At 39.9% G+C, this 19,884-nt stretch carries 13 protein-coding genes; 5 read left to right on the forward strand and 8 right to left on the reverse strand.

Annotated elements, in window-relative coordinates; translation table 11 throughout:
• Positions 1-14: 14 nt before the first annotated feature.
• Both ACFE6N_RS15220 and ACFE6N_RS15225 read right to left on the reverse strand, forming a co-directional pair.
• On the reverse strand, positions 15-2,306 hold the full coding sequence (locus ACFE6N_RS15220) for a multicopper oxidase family protein (RefSeq protein WP_378937790.1): 2,292 nt from the start codon (positions 2,304-2,306) through the stop codon (positions 15-17).
• Positions 2,307-2,320: 14 nt separating this feature from the next.
• Positions 2,321-2,797, reverse strand: coding sequence for a DUF3347 domain-containing protein (locus tag ACFE6N_RS15225; RefSeq protein WP_378937792.1), 477 nt, complete (start codon positions 2,795-2,797; stop codon positions 2,321-2,323).
• 803 nt (positions 2,798-3,600) lie between these two features.
• Between ACFE6N_RS15225 and nth the strand changes: the two genes are divergently transcribed.
• Both nth and recA read left to right on the forward strand, forming a co-directional pair.
• On the forward strand, positions 3,601-4,266 hold the full coding sequence (nth, locus tag ACFE6N_RS15230; RefSeq protein ID WP_134204764.1) for an endonuclease III: 666 nt from the start codon (positions 3,601-3,603) through the stop codon (positions 4,264-4,266).
• Between the two features lie 133 nt (positions 4,267-4,399).
• Positions 4,400-5,413, forward strand: a complete 1,014-nt coding sequence (recA, locus tag ACFE6N_RS15235; RefSeq protein WP_145861824.1) for a recombinase RecA — start codon at positions 4,400-4,402, stop codon at positions 5,411-5,413.
• Positions 5,414-5,492: 79 nt separating this feature from the next.
• On the opposite strand, the gene ACFE6N_RS15240 is transcribed toward recA, so the two are convergent.
• The 3 genes from ACFE6N_RS15240 to tsaD all read right to left on the reverse strand — a co-directional run bounded on the left by ACFE6N_RS15240 (position 5,493) and on the right by tsaD (position 9,500).
• Complete coding sequence (locus ACFE6N_RS15240; RefSeq protein ID WP_378937794.1) at positions 5,493-7,847, reverse strand: TonB-dependent receptor; 2,355 nt, start codon at positions 7,845-7,847, stop codon at positions 5,493-5,495.
• A gap of 71 nt (positions 7,848-7,918) precedes the next feature.
• The gene (locus ACFE6N_RS15245) at positions 7,919-8,119 is read right to left on the reverse strand and encodes a hypothetical protein (RefSeq protein ID WP_145859857.1); all 201 of its coding nucleotides are present in this window, start codon (positions 8,117-8,119) and stop codon (positions 7,919-7,921) included.
• A 379-nt stretch (positions 8,120-8,498) separates the two neighbouring features.
• Entirely contained in the window at positions 8,499-9,500 is a 1,002-nt protein-coding gene (tsaD, locus tag ACFE6N_RS15250; RefSeq protein ID WP_378937796.1) for a tRNA (adenosine(37)-N6)-threonylcarbamoyltransferase complex transferase subunit TsaD, read from the reverse strand.
• Between the two features lie 75 nt (positions 9,501-9,575).
• Between tsaD and ACFE6N_RS15255 the strand changes: the two genes are divergently transcribed.
• Positions 9,576-14,000: a translocation/assembly module TamB domain-containing protein gene (locus ACFE6N_RS15255; protein WP_378937798.1), complete on the forward strand. Its 4,425-nt coding sequence runs from the start codon at positions 9,576-9,578 to the stop codon at positions 13,998-14,000.
• Positions 14,001-14,867: 867 nt separating this feature from the next.
• Here ACFE6N_RS15255 and ACFE6N_RS15260 read toward each other — a convergent pair.
• The 3 genes from ACFE6N_RS15260 to ACFE6N_RS15270 form a co-directional block, all read right to left on the reverse strand.
• Positions 14,868-16,079 carry a bifunctional 3,4-dihydroxy-2-butanone-4-phosphate synthase/GTP cyclohydrolase II gene (locus tag ACFE6N_RS15260; protein ID WP_090985683.1) on the reverse strand — a complete coding sequence of 404 codons (1,212 nt, stop codon included), beginning with the start codon at positions 16,077-16,079 and terminating at the stop codon, positions 14,868-14,870.
• A gap of 139 nt (positions 16,080-16,218) precedes the next feature.
• The gene (locus ACFE6N_RS15265; protein ID WP_090985685.1) at positions 16,219-17,643 is read right to left on the reverse strand and encodes an LptF/LptG family permease; all 1,425 of its coding nucleotides are present in this window, start codon (positions 17,641-17,643) and stop codon (positions 16,219-16,221) included.
• A gap of 30 nt (positions 17,644-17,673) precedes the next feature.
• The gene (locus ACFE6N_RS15270; protein WP_090985687.1) at positions 17,674-18,054 is read right to left on the reverse strand and encodes an START-like domain-containing protein; all 381 of its coding nucleotides are present in this window, start codon (positions 18,052-18,054) and stop codon (positions 17,674-17,676) included.
• A gap of 506 nt (positions 18,055-18,560) precedes the next feature.
• Between ACFE6N_RS15270 and ACFE6N_RS15275 the strand changes: the two genes are divergently transcribed.
• Positions 18,561-18,965, forward strand: coding sequence for a helix-turn-helix domain-containing protein (locus ACFE6N_RS15275; protein ID WP_378937801.1), 405 nt, complete (start codon positions 18,561-18,563; stop codon positions 18,963-18,965).
• Positions 18,925-19,845: an IS3 family transposase gene (locus tag ACFE6N_RS15280; protein WP_378937803.1), complete on the forward strand. Its 921-nt coding sequence runs from the start codon at positions 18,925-18,927 to the stop codon at positions 19,843-19,845. The genes ACFE6N_RS15275 and ACFE6N_RS15280 overlap by 41 nt, the downstream gene beginning before the upstream one ends.
• Positions 19,846-19,884: the final 39 nt, after the last annotated feature.

Consider the following 19,884-nt stretch of genomic DNA (forward strand, 5'->3'; position numbering starts at 1 on the left):
CTGGCCATTATATCTTAATAATTAAGGGTTAAGCCTGCGCCAAAGCCCATATCGCTGTCATAATGGGCAGAAATTCCCATGTATTTAGTGGTAATGAATTTAAGTCCGCCCATAAATTCTTTATCACTATTTACCATAAAACTTGCCCTTAAACGCCTGGAAACGGGTATGTCTTCACGCATTAACTGCAGGCGGACATTACCATCATGATATACTTCTGCCTGTGCAATAAGCAACATAGGCAAGGTATAGGCAAGTCCCAAACTAAACATGCTTCTATTGTCTTTTGTATTTTTCTGGCCAAAAATATTACTTTCCTGTTTAGTTACATCCATTTTCCGGTACCGCCAATCGAAACCGACAAAAGGCATTAACCATTGCATCCGATCGATGTACCGGCCAACATGGGTTTCGGTTTCAAAGCCGTGCATTTTAGTATACCCCAGGCGCCACTCGGTTCCGATACGCCAGCGTGTATTGGCCAGCATCGCCATACCATCATTTCCGTTACTGGCAAAATCATTTTCGGCCATAAAATGAAATATCCTGTCATCAGCAAAAAGCTTTCGCTGTGCCAGCCTGGGATTGGGAATTTCAGGGTTTGGAGGCGATTTTTCATAGCTAAAAATTCTACCCATACCGCTCATCATATGGTACAGAATATGGCAGTGAAAAAACCAGTCGCCACTTTCTGAAGCGCGAAACTCAATGGTATCACGCTCCATGGGCATAATATCAAGTACGTTTTTTAAAGGCGCATAATCGCCCTGTCCATTAATTACCCTGAAATCGTGCCCATGCAGATGCATGGGATGACGCATCATGCTGTTGTTGTATAGAATGATGCGCAGGTTTTCACCTTTTCTGATCAGGATTTTATCTGCTTCAGAAATCGTTTTATTATCCAGGGTCCAAACATAACGGTTCATATTGCCCGTTAGCTGAAACTCCATCTGCCGGGTGGGTGCTTCCGGCAGAACCGTTTTTTCGGGTGCACGCAGCATATTGTAATTTAATGTTTTGAGAGGTGCTTTCATTCCACCGTCATCACCCATATCACGGCCTTTATGTGCATCAGCTACAGCGGTATCTCCGCCACTGCGATCCAGCTCAGGATACATAACGGCATTCATATCCATTACCTGATTCTGCATTTTCATGCCATCCATCTGCACCATATTACCATTCATGTCCATCATCTCATTCATCATTTTCATGCCTTCGAAATATTTCAGTCTGGGTAGTTTCTGAGCGCTCACCTGTTGTCCGCTGCCCAGCCACAGGGATGCCGATCCGGTGCGGTCTTCAGGCGTAACTAAAAACTCATAGCTTTTATTTTCAGGAATGGTTACAATTACATCATAAGTTTCAGATACGGCAATCATCAGCCGATCTACCTCAACAGGCGTCACATCGTTACCATCACTGGCCACTACTGTTATTTTACCACCAGCATAGGTGAGCCAAAAATAGCTGGAGGCCCCTCCGTTAGCAATGCGCAACCTGATCTTATCGCCCGCCTTCAGTTTGTTTGGCACCTGGTACTGATTTTTTCCATTTACTAAAAACGCTTCATAATACACATCACTCACATCCATAGCAGTCATCCGTTTCAGTTCGTTGGTGAGTTTGGTTTTAAAGTGTCCACCTTTTATGGCTTCAGCATAACTCTGCGTTGTACCTTTTTTGATCGCGAACCAGTCGTTCGCATTGTGTAACCGCCTGTCCACTTCATAAGGCTTCATATTGGTCCACTCACTTAAAACAACAGGTACCGTGGGCATAACCGGCTCTTTTCTTTTATTTAAAATCATCGTGCCATACATGCCAATCTGCTCCTGCAAACCCGAGTGACTATGGTACCAATGGGTACCGTTCTGTATGATCGGAAAACGGTAAACATGGGTTTCATTTGGTTTGATGGGCATTTGTGTAAGGTAAGGAACGCCATCATAGCGGTTAGGCAAAAATAGTCCGTGCCAATGTAAGGAGGTTGATTCTTTTAGTTTATTGTGCACATATATTTCTGCAGTATCGCCTTCGGTAAAGGTTAGCGTTGGCATGGGTATCTGTCCGTTAACTGCAATTGCGCTTTTAGGTTTCCCGCCAAAAGTTACCGTTGTATCGGCAACGTACAGATCATATCGTACAATTCTGGGCGGCCTGCTGTTGCTTAAACCTGTAACGGCGCTTGCTTCACGGAGCGTTTTTCCGGGACCGGCTGCTTCTGTCGTACTATGTTGATGTTGGGCAAAAGCAGTGCTATAAAGCAAAATAGCCAGGCAACAAACTAAAATAAACTTCATGTTATCGTGTATTTTTATTTAAGTACTTCGGCTATCTTGCCACAACTCAACATTGTATTACCATAATATGGATTTTTGATCACCTTGTCTTCGCTTAGCCAATAGCTTTTTTTCATCGGACAATAAGCACAATAAACAGGCTTATCGTTTAGTTTTACTGCTTTTACCAGGGCATAAAAATCGGCTGATAAGGAAGAGAAATCATCTCTTTGATTTTCAATATCTTTACTTTCAGCAATATGCTCAGCATCAAATAATATTTTCTCGCGCAATACTTTCGAAGCATTCGTTCTTTCGTTTGCCTTTATTGCATTAATGAATTGGGTAGCCTTTGCACCAGCCAAACTTGCATTACTGCTGATTAAAGCCTCTTTAACCTCGTAGTAGGCCTGCAGAGGATTAAGCCCTACTGTTTTTTCTTGTGCTAACAGGCCGCCAGCTACAACCAGTAAAAGGACATGGAGGATCCAGAATTTAATTAAAGTTTTCATTTTGCGCTTAAATTTTAACAAAACTAGCGGTATGGCCTTTAGTAACTTTACACTTTTAGCGGAAATGTTTACATAATTATAGGGTTAAGGTATGCCAGGCATTGACTGTTAAGGAATTAAATGGTTTAAACAATCATAAAAGGATTCGATTGTGCTGGCAGGTAGCGGTGGTATCTTTTCAGTTTTTTTGGAAACGGACGTTCTGTAATTCTTCGGTGGCAGCAGTCCCGTTATCCGCTTTATCCCGACAGAAAAAGTCGGGATGCCCGCTCCTACCGGGTTTATTGAACAAAGATTACGGCAGAAATGGCAAGATCCTTTTAGTAATACCCCACTAGTCTTTAACCTACAGTTCGATACTATTACCATGAGATAAATCATCAGCGGATGGCAACCTGCGTGGCTGGTTTAGCCTCAATATCGACTATAATCCTCGCTGGCTATAGGCTATTCTACTTAATCCGGGTTTAGGAACAAGGGCTTTGCGTGCTCCAGACCCTAAAATGGAATACTGCATTACCTACCCAGCCCCCGTTGCATCGCTACCCTGGAGCAACGAGGTATCCCAAATTTTTGTGAAAGCATAGAAGCGGAAAACGGGAACAAACCTTAATCTTAACAGCAAATTGCGCTCCCATTTAAAGCCAGTTAATTTCTTTACATGCCCCTTCAACCCGTTCAGGCTAAATTTTCTATAAAATTTCTTCTATTCATCTCACATCATCCATGTTACTTAATCCATCTTACCTAATCCATCTCACATTTAGCACATTGCATTTTCCATCTTTAACCTATATTTGCACATGCTTAAAAAAGAACGCTACAAACTTTTTGTAGAACATTTTTCGGCCAGGCAGCCTGATGCAGAAACCGAGTTACACTATAATAACCCTTATCAGCTTTTGGTAGCGGTAATCCTTTCCGCACAATGTACCGATAAGAGGGTGAATATGGTAACGCCAGCTCTTTTTCAGCGCTTTCCCAATGCCAAGGCTTTAGCTGAGGCTACACCCGATATAGTTTTCGATTATATCAGAAGCATCAGCTACCCCAACAACAAGGCAAAACACCTGGTAGGAATGGCCAACATGCTGCTGAATGAATTTAATGATGTGGTTCCCTCGGAAGTTAACGACCTGCAGAAAATGCCAGGCGTAGGACGCAAAACAGCCAATGTAATTGCATCTGTAATTTATAATGCACCGGCAATGGCAGTTGATACCCATGTTTTCCGCGTGGCCAACCGCCTGGGCTTAACCAATGGCAAAACCCCATTGGCAGTTGAAAAGGACCTGGTCAAAAACCTTCCAGAACACGATATCCATATCGCCCATCACTGGCTTATTCTTCACGGACGCTACGTTTGTGTAGCCCGAAACCCGAAATGTGAGGTGTGTGAAATTACCTACATGTGCAGGTATTTTGAACGCTTAACTGCGCAAAACGAAAGGGATAAATTAAAAGCCTAAAAATATTTTAAATTTACTATTGACATTAGCCAAAAAAGCCTTACATTAGCTAAATATTTTAGTATTACAAATATCAAACATTTAGCATATTAGCCGACAATCAATTATATTTACGTAATCAATGAAAAAAGAAATGAGCACTGCAAATCCAGATAAATTAAAAGCCCTTCAGCTTACTTTAGATAAACTAGAGAAATCATACGGTAAAGGTACCATCATGAAACTTGGCGATACTGCTGTTGAACCGATAGACTTTATTTCTACCGGATCAATCAGTTTAGATATTGCTTTAGGCATTGGCGGTATTCCAAAAGGACGTATCATCGAGATTTATGGACCAGAATCTTCCGGTAAAACAACTTTAGCTACACACATCATTGCCGAAGCACAGAAAAAAGGCGGTATCGCTGCTTTTATCGATGCGGAGCATGCTTTTGATCAGTTTTATGCCAAGAAACTAGGCGTAGATACCGATAACCTTTTAATTTCTCAACCCGATAACGGTGAGCAGGCATTGGAAATTGCCGATAATTTAATCCGTTCCGGTGCTATAGATGTAATCGTAATTGACTCTGTTGCAGCTTTGGTTCCTAAAAGTGAAATTGAAGGTGAAATGGGCGACAGTAAAATGGGTTTACATGCCCGTTTGATGAGTCAGGCTTTACGTAAATTAACCGGAACGATTTCCAAAACCGGATGTTGCTGTATCTTTATCAACCAGTTACGTGATAAAATCGGCGTAATGTTTGGTAACCCTGAAACCACAACCGGTGGTAACGCTTTGAAATTTTATGCATCGGTACGTTTAGATATCCGTCGTATTTCACAAATCAAAGACTCTGATGAAGTTTCCGGTAACCGTGTTAAAGTAAAAATTGTTAAAAATAAAGTGGCTCCTCCTTTCCGTATTGCAGAATTTGATGTGATGTTTGGAGAAGGTATTTCCAAAAATGGCGAGATTATCGACTTAGGTGTTGATTTTGGCATCATCAAAAAAGCAGGCTCATGGTTCTCTTATGGAGATACCAAGCTGGGACAAGGCAGAGATGCAGTAAAACAATTATTGAGCGACAATCCTGAACTTGCAGAGGAACTGGAAAATAAGATCAAAACCGAAGTAACGGGCGAGCATCTGGCAGAAAAATAAGCCTGATCAATTTAGTCTGTGAATATAGAAAAAGCGTCCTGATTTTAAAATCAGGACGCTTTTTTATTTCAACATCTGGTTAATAACTAACTGAAATACCAATATTTACCGAAGTGCCTCTTCCTTTCGAATAAAAACCTGGTTGCATAAACCATTGTGCTCTGGCCGGGAAATAATCCTGGTTAAAAATGTTGTCAATACCCAGAGTAAGCCTGGTGTTCTTTTTTACCTGATAAATACCCGCGAAACTGAATAAATGATAAGCTTTAACAGCACCTTCATTACCGTTATACACGCCATTGCTGTTTTTCTCAAACCTGTTACGCGAATTGATACCGGTGTAATTTAAGGTCAAGTCCAATACTTTTAACGGACTATAGGTAACTGAAGCCGTAACTTTTGGCGCGGAAATGCGGCGACCATTGAGGTACATGTCAACGGCATCGTTAAACTTTCCATTCTTGTCAATATCGCGCTTACCTTCAGTATAACTGTAACTTGCAGATAGACCTAACTGATCAAAAAGGTGATAATCGGCCGCCAACTCAAAACCATAAATCTTTTCAGGGTTTCTTGCCGTATTGAAAAGCCCGGTAGCAGGATCATAAACCACTTCGATACCCAGTTTGGATGTACTGATATAACCCGACGCAGAAAATGTTAATCCAGCGACTTTACTTTCAAAACCAGCCTCATAATTATTAACCTTCACTGCATCGGTATTGATCTTGTCAATGCTGTTTACTTTGGCATCACGTAAAGCCAATCCAATATCCATCACAGAAAAACCCTGAGCGAAACTGACAAAAGGGCTGAATAAATTAAATTGATTATACCTTAAACCTGCATTAAAGAGATAAGTGCTGTATTTTAAATTTCCCCCGGTTACATCAAAAGATGGGGTGATGGTTGAATTGTTTGCACCAGTGGTTCTTAAGGTACGGTAATCATCAACGGCTATATTTACATTTTCGTAACGCAAACCCGTTTTAAAAACCAGTTTACTTAAAATATTGAAATCTGCCTGTGCGAAGGGTGCGATGTTGGTCATATCCATTGTAGGCACCCATACCCTACCATCAACCAGTGGCTGCGCTGTTTTATCTTTCATGAAATCTGCACCATAGGCCAGATTCATTTTCAAAGAGTTGAGGTCAAGTATTGGTGTTTCGAGAAATAAACGCGCACCTCTTTTATCGTTTTTGGCCAGCGATTGACCATCACCCCCATCAAAACGACCTAAAGAGACATAGAACACATCTTTTCGGGTTTCATAATAAACATCTGCATGCACGCTGGAATGCAGAAAGGTGCTATCAATCTTATATGATAGATTTAGATTATGGTTGTAATCAACCCCGGTCGGAATCCCAAATGGTTTTCCCAGTACCCCTGTTGCTTTCTGACCGGTTGCCAGGTTACCGTTTACCAAAGTAAAATTGCTGTTTTGCAAACTGCTGTAGGTATTATAGGAAAGCTGAATACGCTGATGTTTTGCTGGCACATAACCGAATTTGGCAAAAGCATTGTAAGTGTCTGTTTCACCAAGGCTGTAGTTTGGTCCTACCACATCACCTTTTGCATCTTTATATTCACCGGTTTGCTCATACATACCGCTAACCACGTAGTCGAATTTACCTAATTTCCCGTAAAACATCTGGCTAATTCTACCTCCTTCTGAGTTTTTGACCTTAACCAACGATCCATTTAAATTAAGCTGGGTTTTACCTGCAAACCTGGCCGCTGTATCCGGAACCATGGTGATGTAATTTACCAGACCTCCGGCGGCACCATTACCATAAATGGCAGTAGCTCCTTTTACCACTTCGATACGTTCGAGCACCGATGGATCTATGGATCTTAAATCCACCTCTGCATTTCTTAACGGCGATGATTGGGATACGCCATCGATCATCACCAGCATGGGGCGGCCCCTTAAATTTTGCCCTACATTATTTCCGGTTTGCGCCGTAGGCGCAAAACCAGGCACCTGATTAGCCAATATTGTACTTAAATCGGTTACAATAGCCAACTCTTTTTCCAGTTTCTGCTTATTTACAATAGTCACTGAAGCGGTGACATTTTTGATGTTTTCCGGCTTTCTCGAAGTCGAAATCAACACATCATCTAAAGTATTGAGTACTGGTTCCAGTATAAAATTTATAACGGTATCAGCCTGAACTGAAGAAAATTGCTGTACAAATGTTTTATATCCAACCGCAGTCAACTGGAAACTGAATGGCACGCCACTTTTAATATACATTGTATAATAACCTTTGCTATCGGCCTGGGTTTTCTGGCCCGGCAACAAAATGGTTGCGTACGGAATTCCGCTACTTTTATCCTTGATGTATCCTTCAATCTTCACATTTTGGCCATACGCCAGAAGCAGTTGACACATCAGGATGGTCATGATCAGTATAATTTTTTTCATCTATCTTTAATTTTCGCCAAAGATAGAAAATAGACACTAATAAGAATAGGTCTAAATAAGAATTAGAAAATCTAATTGTTTTGACTGAAAATAGCACTGAAATCCTTGGTTACATAAACAATAACCAAAAGCGCGGCAATTACCAAGGCACCCAGGATAATGACGCCCCAGCTTCCCTTCAGCTTGTTTTTATCTTTTCTGATTAACCAGTATAGCAGGCCAATTAAAGGTACCGCACAGATAATCCAAAATATTAATGATGCTCCCGTCATATGTGTATTTAATTTAATAGTTTTTATTGGTTCGAAGTCGGAAGTTAAGGTGTTAATCCATTCAAGGGGCTATAATCTACATCAGTTTTTTGTTATGCAATTTTCAGTTCACAGTTGCCGGTCTCCGGTTTTCAATCTCTTTGCTTTAAGAGCTATAATCCCCTAAACAGGCGTCATCGTGAACCGATAGCTTCGGATTTATTTCAGGATCTATCCACAGCATTAATCATCATGGCGTCCCTTACATCAGCCTGCAACCAGCTATCGTTTTAAGATTGCTTCCCTGGAAAGGGATAACTAATGAATCAGTCAATAATATGGTTGTTAGACTATTCGTTCTAAACCAATGACTAATGAACCAATGACCAATGAACCAACTTTAAAACTCCATTCGCGCCATTGGAGAAACATCCTGCCCTACAAAATCCTGTTTCAGGTATTTATGGTAACCAGCAATGGCAATCATGCCCGCATTATCCGTACAGTATTGAAAAGCCGGTATGTAAATCTTCCAGCCCAGTTCGTCGGCAGTTTGCTGCAAACCGTTCCGTAAACCAGAGTTTGCCGAAACACCTCCTGCAATAGCTATTTCATTTATTCCGTACTGTTTTGCAGCTTTTTTCAATTTGTTTAGCAAAATCTGCACAATACTATGTTGAACTGATGCACAAATATCATCTAAATTTTCGGCAATAAAAGCAGGGTTCTCTTGCTCCTGTTTTCTGATGAAATACAAAATGGAGGTTTTGAAACCACTAAAGCTAAAATTCAGATCAGCTATTTGTGGTTCGGCAAACTTAAACGCCAAAGGATTTCCCTGTTGTGCATGCTTATCAATCAATGGGCCGCCAGGATAAGGCAAAGCCAGTAGTTTTGCGGTTTTATCAAAAGCTTCGCCTGCGGCATCGTCCAGGGTTTCGCCAATAATTTCCATATCAAAATAATCCTTTACCAGCACAATCTGTGTATGTCCGCCAGAAACAGTTAAACAGATAAAAGGAAAATTTGGCTTAGGATCATCAATAAAATGCGCCAGAATATGCGCATGCATATGATTAACAGAAATTAAAGGTATATTTAAAGCTAATGCAAAAGATTTTGCAAAAGAAACACCCACTAATAACGATCCCAGGAGTCCGGGGCCACGTGTAAAAGCAACGGCCTTAATGTCCTGTTTTGTAACCTGAGCATTAATTAAAGCCTGTTGTACAGCAGGCACAATATTTTGCTGATGTACCCTTGAAGCTAATTCAGGGATAACACCACCATAATTTTGATGAATTGTTTGGTTTGCAATAACATTGGCAGTAATTTTGCCGTTGTTACAAACAGCAACGGATGTATCATCGCAAGAGGATTCGATAGCAAGTATAACAGACAAATTATTTAATATTTAAGCTGCAAAATTATTAAAAAACTATTTAAAATACTCCTTTGGGTAATTGCATCAATAATTTTGCTGCTTGCGCTTCTTATTTTCTCACTCCAATTTAAGCCTGTTCAAACCTATTTTGCACAGCGGGCTGCCGCATACCTGTCTAAAGAGCTTAAAACCACAATATCAATCAAGAGTCTTTATATCAAACCATTTAAATCTATTGTACTTAAGGATTTATTGGTTTTAGATTTACAAAAAGACACTTTATTAAGCACGCCACAATTCATGGTCGATATTAATCAGTTATCCATTGATAAAAAGATTATTGATATCAATACCGTCCAAATTAATAATGGTCAGTTTTTCCTAAAGGATTTCAAAGATAAGTCTTCTAATCTCGATTTCATCATCAACTACTTCGATTCTGGTAAACCCAAGGTAAAGAAAAAGAAAAGCAAGCCTTTTGACGTCAGCCTGGGCCGTCTTATTTTAAACAAGTTTGCCTTCAGGTACATCAACTATAATGCAAAAGACACCACTCAGGGCAAAAGTGTAAACTTTGATAATGTAAACGTAAAAGAGTTGAGTGGGATTTTTGAAGGGTTGGACACCAAGAAACACTTGTTGAAAACCAATATCAAAAACCTAACACTTAAAGAGCGTAGCGGGTTTTACCTCAAAAATTTAACGGCACAAACCACGGTAGACAGTAATGCCATCGAACTGAAAAACCTGCTGCTTGAAACCAACCAGAGCCGATTAACCAACTATTACCAAATGCGGTTTAAAAGCTTCAGAGATTTTAACCATTATATCGATAATGTGCGGATGAAGGCCATCTTCAAAGACAGCCACATTACCTCAAGAGACGTTGCGTTTTTTGCGCCTGAAATGAATACCATGAAACTTGATCTGGATGTTGATGGCCAGATTACGGGCTTGGTAAATAACCTTAAAGCCAAAAAATTATCTTTAAGAACTGGAAAGGCCACCCACATTAAGGGCGATTTTATTTTGAAAGGGCTGCCGAAATGGAAAGAAACTTTTATGGACCTGAACATTGAAATGGCAGGAACAAACAAAACCGATCTTGATGAAGTGCTGGCTGGTATCACCAATAGCAAAAAGAAAATTGTTCCGGTAATTGTCAATAAATTTGGCAACATCAACTTTAACGGAAGTTTTACTGGCTTTCAGAACGACTTTATTGCCTATGGGGAGTTTAAAACTAAACTGGGCCGTGTTGTCTCGGACGTAAACATGAAAATCGATAAAAATGAAGTTCCATCCTATACCGGAAACGTAAAAACATACGATTTTAACATCGGCGACCTGTTAGATGAGAACAGCCTTGGTCGGATCAGTTCTTCATTATATGTGAAAGGGCGCGGAACGGAACTAAAAGATTTGACTGAAAAAATAAATGGCGATGTAACTTATATCGACTTTAACCGATATCGGTACCGTAATGTAAAGATTGATGGTACCTTCGATAAAAAATATTTTGATGGCAAGCTAAGCATTAACGACCGAAACGTTAAGCTGGTATTTGACGGGGGTGTTAACCTGAACCCTAAGCTACCGGTATTTAATTTTAATGCTAGCATTTCCAAAGCACGGTTAAAAGCTTTAAAATTGCTAAAGGATTCTCTGATGGTTGATGCCAAATTTACCACCAATTTTTCGGGTACCAACCTGAACAACATATCAGGCAAATTATTAATCCAGCAGATCAGGCTGCAAAACACTAAAGGTGTTTATAGCATAGATTCTGTGCAGTTAATGGCCAATGGTAACGGCGCTAACCGTGTGCTCGATATCCGTTCGGACATTTTTGATGCGAGTATTAAAGGTGAATATGACTTAAATTCAATCGCTTCCTATTACAAAGCCATCGCCAAAACTTATGTCCCTTCCTTAAAGGCCGACATCATAAAATACAACAAGCAGATTTTTCAGTTCAACCTTCAGGTTAAAAAGTTCGAACCGCTTGCGCAGATCCTGGCGCCGGGCTTAGAATTGGAAGAAGGCGCTACCTTAACGGGAGTTTTCGATTCGCGCAATAATACCGCCACGCTAAATGGTTTCGTGAAGAAACTAAAATACAATGGGATAGTCGTTAACAATATCATCCTCGACGAAAACACCACCACACAACAACTTCAACTGATTGTAACTTCCGATCGCGTTCAGCTTAACGACAGCTTGTTTATCAAGGACGTAAACATTTCCAATATCCTGCGTAATGATAGTCTGGCCTTCAACGTCAAAATGTCTAATACCGAAGAAGATAACCAGCTTGATTTAAACGGATTGGTAGAATTTACCAAAAACCAGGACACCACGGCGAGATTGAGTGTATTGCCATCCATCTTAAAAATCAATAATGAAGAATGGCGTATCCAGGAGAAAGTACGCATTGTGCTCAACAACGGTAAAACTGAGATCAGCAATTTCGATTTAACCAATGGCGAACAGCAGGTAACCATTGATGGATTGATTTCTGAAGACCCTAAAGATTTGATCAGTGTTGGATTTAAAGATTTTAGCTTAAAAACCCTCAACCCGTTTACTAAAGGCTTTGGTGTAAAATTGGCTGGAAACGTTAATGGTAAGACCGACCTGTATGGCGTATTAAAAACACTCAGGGTAACCGACGATCTAAAAGTTGATTCGTTAAACTTTAATGATATTTATATCGGCACCTTAACAGATACCTCATCTTACAACAACGAAAGCCAAAAACTGAATGTATTTACCCGTATTGTGGCCGACAATTCGGAGAATTTTAAGCTTACCGGAAATCTTGATCTGAAGGAAAAGGAAATAGACCTTGCGGTAAAAATGGACGACAGTAAACTCACCGTACTGGAGCCTTTTGTTAAAAAACTGGTATCGAACCTGAAAGGAAACATCTCAGCCGATTTGACGGTAAAAGGTAAGTTGGAAAAACCGGAGATTAACGGAACCTTATCGCTGGATAAGGGACAACTCATGGTAAATTACCTCAAAACCACTTATGTAATTACAGATAAGGTTGAAGTAAATAACAGCGTAATTAAACTTGAGAATTTTGTACTTAAAGATTTAGAAGACCACGAGGCCACCGCGAGCGGTAGCGTAGATTTAAATGAGATTGACAATCCTACACTGAACGTTAAGATAAATGCAAACAGTTTTATGGCCTTAAATACCACGGCGAAAGACAATTCCATTTACTATGGCCGTGCCTATGGCACAGGTGTATTTACATTTACAGGGCCTACCGATAACATGAAAATTGATATTAAGGCAAAAACGGAAAAAGGAACCGTGTTTAACCTGCCCTTAAACAGTTCAGAAACTGTATCGGATAAAGACTTTATCAATTTTGTAAGTCGCGACTCAGCTGTTGTAGTTAAGAAAAAAACCAACTTTGAAGGATTAACCTTAAGCTTTAAATTAACCATTGATCCCAATACCACAGCAAACATCTATACTACGTTAGGTAATTTAAGTGGCAAGGGTAATGCCGAGCTGAGCTTAAACATTAATAGTGTTGGCGATTTTGAAATGTCTGGCGATTATATCATTGAGACCGGAAGTTTTGACTTTACCGCGCAGGAGATCATCAACAAAAAATTCGAAATCAGGCAGGGAGGAACCATCCGCTGGACAGGCAACCCTACTGCAGCGCAAATCAACTTAAAAGCCGTATATGCTTTGAGGGCAAGTTTAAATGATCTTTACAAAGCAGCAAACCGCGATGCCAGCAGCAATGCCAACCAAAGGGTAAATACCGAGGTAGAAATGGGCCTTACCGGTTTATTGTTAAAGCCTGATATTAAACTTGATATCAATTTCCCTGCACAGCCTTCAATTAAAGAAGAATTGCAAACCTATTTCAGCGATCAGAATAACCTGAACCTGCAGGCATTCAGTTTAATTATAAGGAGAAGTTTTGCCCCCGGAAACGGTGGACAGTCGATTGGAAACCAGTTGAGTTCAACGGCTACGAGTACCGCCACCGAACTGGTATTTAACCAGTTTAACAACGTACTTTCTTCCTTAAACCTAAACTTTGTTGATTTAAACGTACGTTCGTTAAGCGAAGCCAACGCCTCGTTCAAGTTCTTTAATGATCGCTTAATTATTAATGCCGGTATCGTAGACCGGAACAGCGTGAACGATTTTACCGTTATCGATTTTTCTAAAGATAATGTTGGCAGAGAGGTGGAGGCGCTTTTCCTGATCAAAAAAGATGGAAGTCTGACTGCCAAAGCGGCAAATAAACCGCCCACTCAACAGAGTATATTCTTAAACAGTGGAATCAGCCCGACGGCAAACGTAACCTCTTTTGGTTTGGTTTATACACAGCAATTCGATACGTTTAAGGAGTTCATCCAGAAAATTTCTGGTGCTTACCGCCGAAACCTGAAAAGAAAACAAAGCCCGGTTAAAACAAATAAATCTCTTAATAAAGATATTATCATTAATCAAAGTAAGGGAAACCAGCGGAGGTAGGGTTGGTTCATTGGTCATTAGTTCATTGGTTTATTAATCAATTGGTCATTGGTTCAATTGTTATTAGTTAATTAGACTTTTGTTAATTCGCTAATTATTTTATTCAAGGAAGCTATTTTTTTGGCATTAAAGATCCTTCACTGAGTTCAGGATAACAATTAGTTTTTAGAAGCTGTCATTCTGAATGAAATGAAGAACCTTTAACAAAAGGACTACCAACTTTATTACCTAGCAAAATAGTAATCTCTAAAACTTGTGATTCAATAAAGACTTAAATGATCTTATATTTCTTTTATGATGAGAACCTATTACATAGCAATGGAGCTAATGATAAAGATCCTTCACTGTGTTCAGGATGACAATAAGTTCTTAGAAGCTGTCATTCTGAATGAAATGAAGAACCTTTAACAAAAGGACTACCAACTTTATTACCTAGCAAAATAGTAATCGCTAAAACTTGTGATTCAATAAAGACTTAAATGATCTTATATTTCTTTTATGATGAGAACCTATTGCATAGCAATGGAGCTAATGATAAAGATCCTTCACTGTGTTCAGGATGACAATAAGTTCTTAGAAGCTTTCATTCTGAATGAAATGAAGAACCTTTAACAAAAGGACTACCAACTGTTTTAAAACCAACAAATAATACAGATCCTGAAACAGTTCAGGAGGACGAATCTTGTGAGAAATAAACCCTAAAACAAAACCGGTTTAGAAAGACTCATTGCAAAGAAAACAAATACGCATAAAAAAACCAACAATCGAAAACCGGTCTTCAATTGTTGGTTTTTTACTATTTTAATTATCTCGTTAGGCTAAACGCAGGAATCTCCAAACTCCAAACACCCAGCTCAAAACTTAAGCCTATCCTTTCATAATGGAATGGCCCATTTTATCTCTTTTGGTGGTTAAATAACGTTCGTTGTGTACATTACTTGCAATTTCAATAGGGATATTTTCCACTACTTCTAAACCGTAACCAATTAAACCTGCTCTTTTGGTGGGGTTATTGGTCATTAAACGCATTTTAGTTACCCCTTCTGATCGCAGGATCTGCGCACCTACACCGTAATCACGTTCATCACCTTTAAAACCCAGTTTAATATTGGCTTCAACGGTATCAAATCCGGCATCCTGTAAGTTATAAGAACGTAACTTATTAATCAGCCCGATACCTCTTCCTTCCTGATTCATATACACTACAATACCTTTACCTTCTTTTTCGATCATTTCTAAAGCCTTATGCAACTGCGGCCCGCAATCGCAACGGCAGGATCCAAAAATATCACCCGTTACACAAGAGCTGTGCACGCGTGCCAAAATAGGTTCGTTTACATCCCATTCGCCTTTAGAAATGGCCAGATGCGTAGCGTTATTATCCAGCTGGGTATAAGCCGTCATCCTAAAATCGCCCCAGGCGGTAGGCAAATCGATGCTCACCTCCTGTTTAATCAAACTGTCTATCTTTAAACGATAGGCAATTAAATCCTCAATAGATATGATTTTGAGCTGATGCTGCTCGGCAATTTTAAATAAATCAGGAAGTCTGGCCATTTCGCCATCTTCTTTTAAAATTTCTACCAATAAACCTGCAGGTTTCATTCCGGCCAAACGTGCCAGATCTACAGCGGCTTCTGTATGGCCCGCGCGGCGGATTACCCCCCCATCTTTGGCTATTAAAGGAAAGATATGGCCTGGCCTGCCCAATTCTTCAGGATCGGTTTTAGGATTAACCAGAGCCAACATGGTTTTAGAGCGGTCGCTTGCCGAAATCCCTGTAGTACAACCATGACCAACCAGATCAACCGAAACGGTAAAATTGGTTTCGTAAGCAGCCGTATTCTTGCCCACCATCAGGCTAAGGTTTAACTCTTTACAACGCTCTTCTGTCAATGGAGCGCAGATTAAACCACGGCCGTAAGTGGCCATAAAATTAATGATCTCAGGTGTTGCATTTTCAGCTGCCGTTAAAAAATCACCTTCGTTCTCTCTGTTCTCATCATCTACAACAATAATTACTTTACCAGCTTTTATATCTGCGATGGCTTCTTCTATTGTGTTTAATTTTGTTTGCATTTTATAAGCATTATGGGGAAATGGTGTATAAAGCGCATTAAAAACGGTTTTATACTACAAACAATAACCCGTACAAATGTACAACCTTATTGAGCAATATTTTGATTAAAATATCATCTGTAAGTAAAGGAAAAACGGCCTATTTCTCTTTCTTTTTGAAAAACCTAAGAAAGAGCTGTTTGTAATAATCCACATCGAACAAGGCCGAATCTACTGTAGCCTTATAGGTTAGAAAAGCAGCTAGCGGCGACAGCACAATTACGGCAATCCACATCCCGAATATCGGGTTTAAATTGCCTTCCCGAGCTGATTTTTCGGCCACGGTTGTGATAATATGGTAGACCAGGAAGAAACAGATCGCCACCACCACCGGCAAACCCATACCGCCTTTTCTAATGATGGCCCCTAATGGTGCACCAATAAAAAACAGCAGGATACAGGATGCTGCCAACGTAAATTTACGCTGGTACTCTACTGTGGTAAAAATGATTTCGCCGGTTAAATCTGTTTGGCGCGGCCCCCAGTTGGGTACACGCTGCATAATATTGGCCACTGTATTGTTTGCATTTTCAAGGGCCATTTTCCGCGATCCGTTCGGAATACTCTTTAGTATGACGTCATCAATCACTTTTGGAACGGCTTTAACCCTGGTATAACCCTTAGTTACGTTAAACTGCTTAAAATTACTGGTAAGGTCAGCCACGGTACGCATTTTCATTGTATCCAATTGTTTGGTCAGCGAATCGCGCTTTTTCACAATCCCTTTCAGGTTTAACATGGGCGTACTGTTTCCGAAAGCGTTGGGATCGGTGGTACTGCCGTCAAAAGACGACATATCAAAACGGGGCGAAGTTTCTTTAAAACGGTTTCGGGTAAAAATCTGCCTTGGGTTGTACATGCCGTTTTTAGCAGCCTGCTCTTCGTATTGTACACCGTTTTTAAGGTTAAGCACCAAAAACTTACCATCGGCAGTTTTATTCATTTTGCCCTCCCTGGCCAGAATTACTTTCGGAATACCATTATTTTCGCGGTGGTCGTAAATCATGATATTGTGCAGCGTACCGTCCTCCTCTTTTGAATCCACGCGGATGGCATACCCTGGAATTTCATTATTGAAAACGCCTGGTTTAATTAAAAAAGAAAGCTTTTTGTTTCTGATATCATACAAAAGCGAACCAAATTTAAGGTTGGCTTTGGGCAGCATGTAGTTGGCAAAAAAGAAAGAGGCTACGGTAAGCATCAAAATAACCACCAACAGGGGGCGCATGGCTTTTTGCAGAGAAATACCTGCAGATTTGATGGCCACCAGCTCATAATTTTCGCCCAATGTGCCAAAAGTCATGATGGAAGAAAGCAACACGGAAAGTGGAAGGGCCATGGATACGTTGGCGGCTGAGGCATAATACATCAGCTCCAGAATGGTGTACCATTCGAAGCCTTTTCCAATTAAATCATCAATCCATTTAAACAGAAAAAACATTAACAGAATAAACATCATAACAAAAAATGTTGCTATGAATGGCTTCACAAATGCTTTTATCAACAGAAGATGTATTTTTTTCACCCTACAAAGGTAAACAATACGAAGATAATATTAAGCACCCAAAACGCTAATCAAATAATCGATCTGGTTATCCCAGATTAATTTTTTCTCTGCTAAAAGCTCATCGGTGGTAAAATCGGTAATCGAGAGGGCAACATCGTTGGTTAATTCGTCCTGCACAATTTCCATCTCAAAATAACATTGAGGTTCATCGTCCAGCCACTTAAATTTAACCAGTTTATTTTCCTTCACGGCAACCAGCTTTGCTTTTTGCTGTTCATCATCCCAGGTGAAAGTATATACCTGATCGCGAAAATTCACATCATCCGCAAACCATTGCGACAAGCCGTTCGGCTCACTTATAAAACTATACAATATTCTTGGTGACGATCTAACTTCGTACTCTAGTGTAAATTTTTTCTTTTCTGCCATTTTAGTACACTACCAGGATAATTTCCGGACAATTTTTTAATATTCTTTTGCTAAAGAAAGGTAATTTATTCTATATCTGCAACAATATAATTTTTATTGGTTTCAGGTGATGCATTGGCTCATTTGCCATTGGTTGAATGGTTATCAGTTCATTGGTTTATTGGGGATTGGTCATTAGTTCATTGGTCATTGGTTCATTGGTCATTTGGTTTATTGGTCATTGGTAGCTTGGTTATTGACATTCGTTGGTGTGTGACCAATTGCAATGCAAAAAGAACATCAATAGCCCGCATTATACGCTGGTACATAAAACTTTTTCCATATCAAAGATGTATTTTTCGATTGCACTTGTATGTGCTTGTATTGCTTACATGGTTAAGAAATGCGGGGATTGCCGTAGGCTGTTAAGGGATCGAATAAAGTTATGAAATGGATTAATTGTTTAAACGGGTTGTCCCTTCCTAAAAAAAGTTTACATAGAAAGTTTTTCAAAAGGAAAAAACATTATGATAAGAGCAAAAGCACTTAAAGGTAAGGGTGGTCGTGAATCTATCCATTCTGATAGTTTCCGAATCCAGGTTGCATTAGAATATCTGGATGGATCGTTCAGCCAATCGCAAATTGAGAAAAAATATGGACTTGCCGAAAAATCCGTATATCGTTTCGTAAATTGGTACAAAGAAAACCAGATCGCCACTATGGATCAACACCCACCTGAGCAGGAACTATGCGCCAACAGTTCCGCAGATCAACGAGCACTTGAGAAAAAATTAGCGCTTGCAGAGCTGAAGATTGCCGCACTTGAAAAAGTTATTGCGATGGCCAACCATGAGTATAACACTGATCTTAAAAAAAAGCTGCTACCAAGTGATGGCGGAACTACGCGGAACACGCCGATATTACAGTATTGATAATCTCTGCCGGGTATTTGGCTATACCAGACAGGCCTGGTACAACCATGTTAAAAGATCAGAACTTCAGTCCTTTCAGGAACACATCGTACTTCAAAGAATAAAAGAGATCAGAAATGATCTGCCAAAAACAGGTTGCATTAAGCTTTATAAAGAACTCAATAATGGGTTCTTACAGACCTTAGGGATAGCTATGGGCAGAGATGCTGTATTTGAACTTGTCCGTGAAAATGGTATGCTAATAAAGACTGGAAAACGGTATGCGGTAACAACCAATTCATTTCACAGATACCGGATACATCCAGATCTGGTGCAGCGCAGGCATGCGGAACGGCCGGAAGAAATATGGGTGAGCGATATTACCTACATCACTACGATGAGCGGTTTTACCTATCTGTCCCTAATTACAGATGCATACTCAAGAAAGATAGTTGGCCATTACCTATCCACAAACCTGAAAGCTTCGGGTTGCCTAAAAGCACTTGATAAGGCGGTACTGTCCAGACTATATCCAGAAAGCAAATTGATACACCATTCTGACAGGGGAACGCAGTATTGTTGTGATGATTATGTTGGACAACTCAAAAAAAAGGAAATCAGAATCAGTATGACCCAGACGGGTAGCCCTTATGATAATGCCATCGCTGAGCGGGTTAATGGAATACTTAAAACAGAATTTGATCTCTTCCAAACCTTTAAGTCACATAGCCAAGCCAGTGCAGCAATAGACCATGCAATCTATAAATATAATAACCTAAGGCTACATGCAAGTTGCAACTACCTAACACCAGAAAATACACACAATGGGCAAAAAGTAAATCAAAATAAAATAAATCAAACCCATGTAAACAAGTATCAGGAAGAAAACATAACATTGTAAACCCAACACAGTAAAAACAAATTCGATAGTAAACACAAA

Origin of the sequence: Pedobacter sp. BG31 (assembly GCF_042464845.1) — a bacterium.
Lineage (GTDB): Bacteria > Bacteroidota > Bacteroidia > Sphingobacteriales > Sphingobacteriaceae > Pedobacter > Pedobacter suwonensis.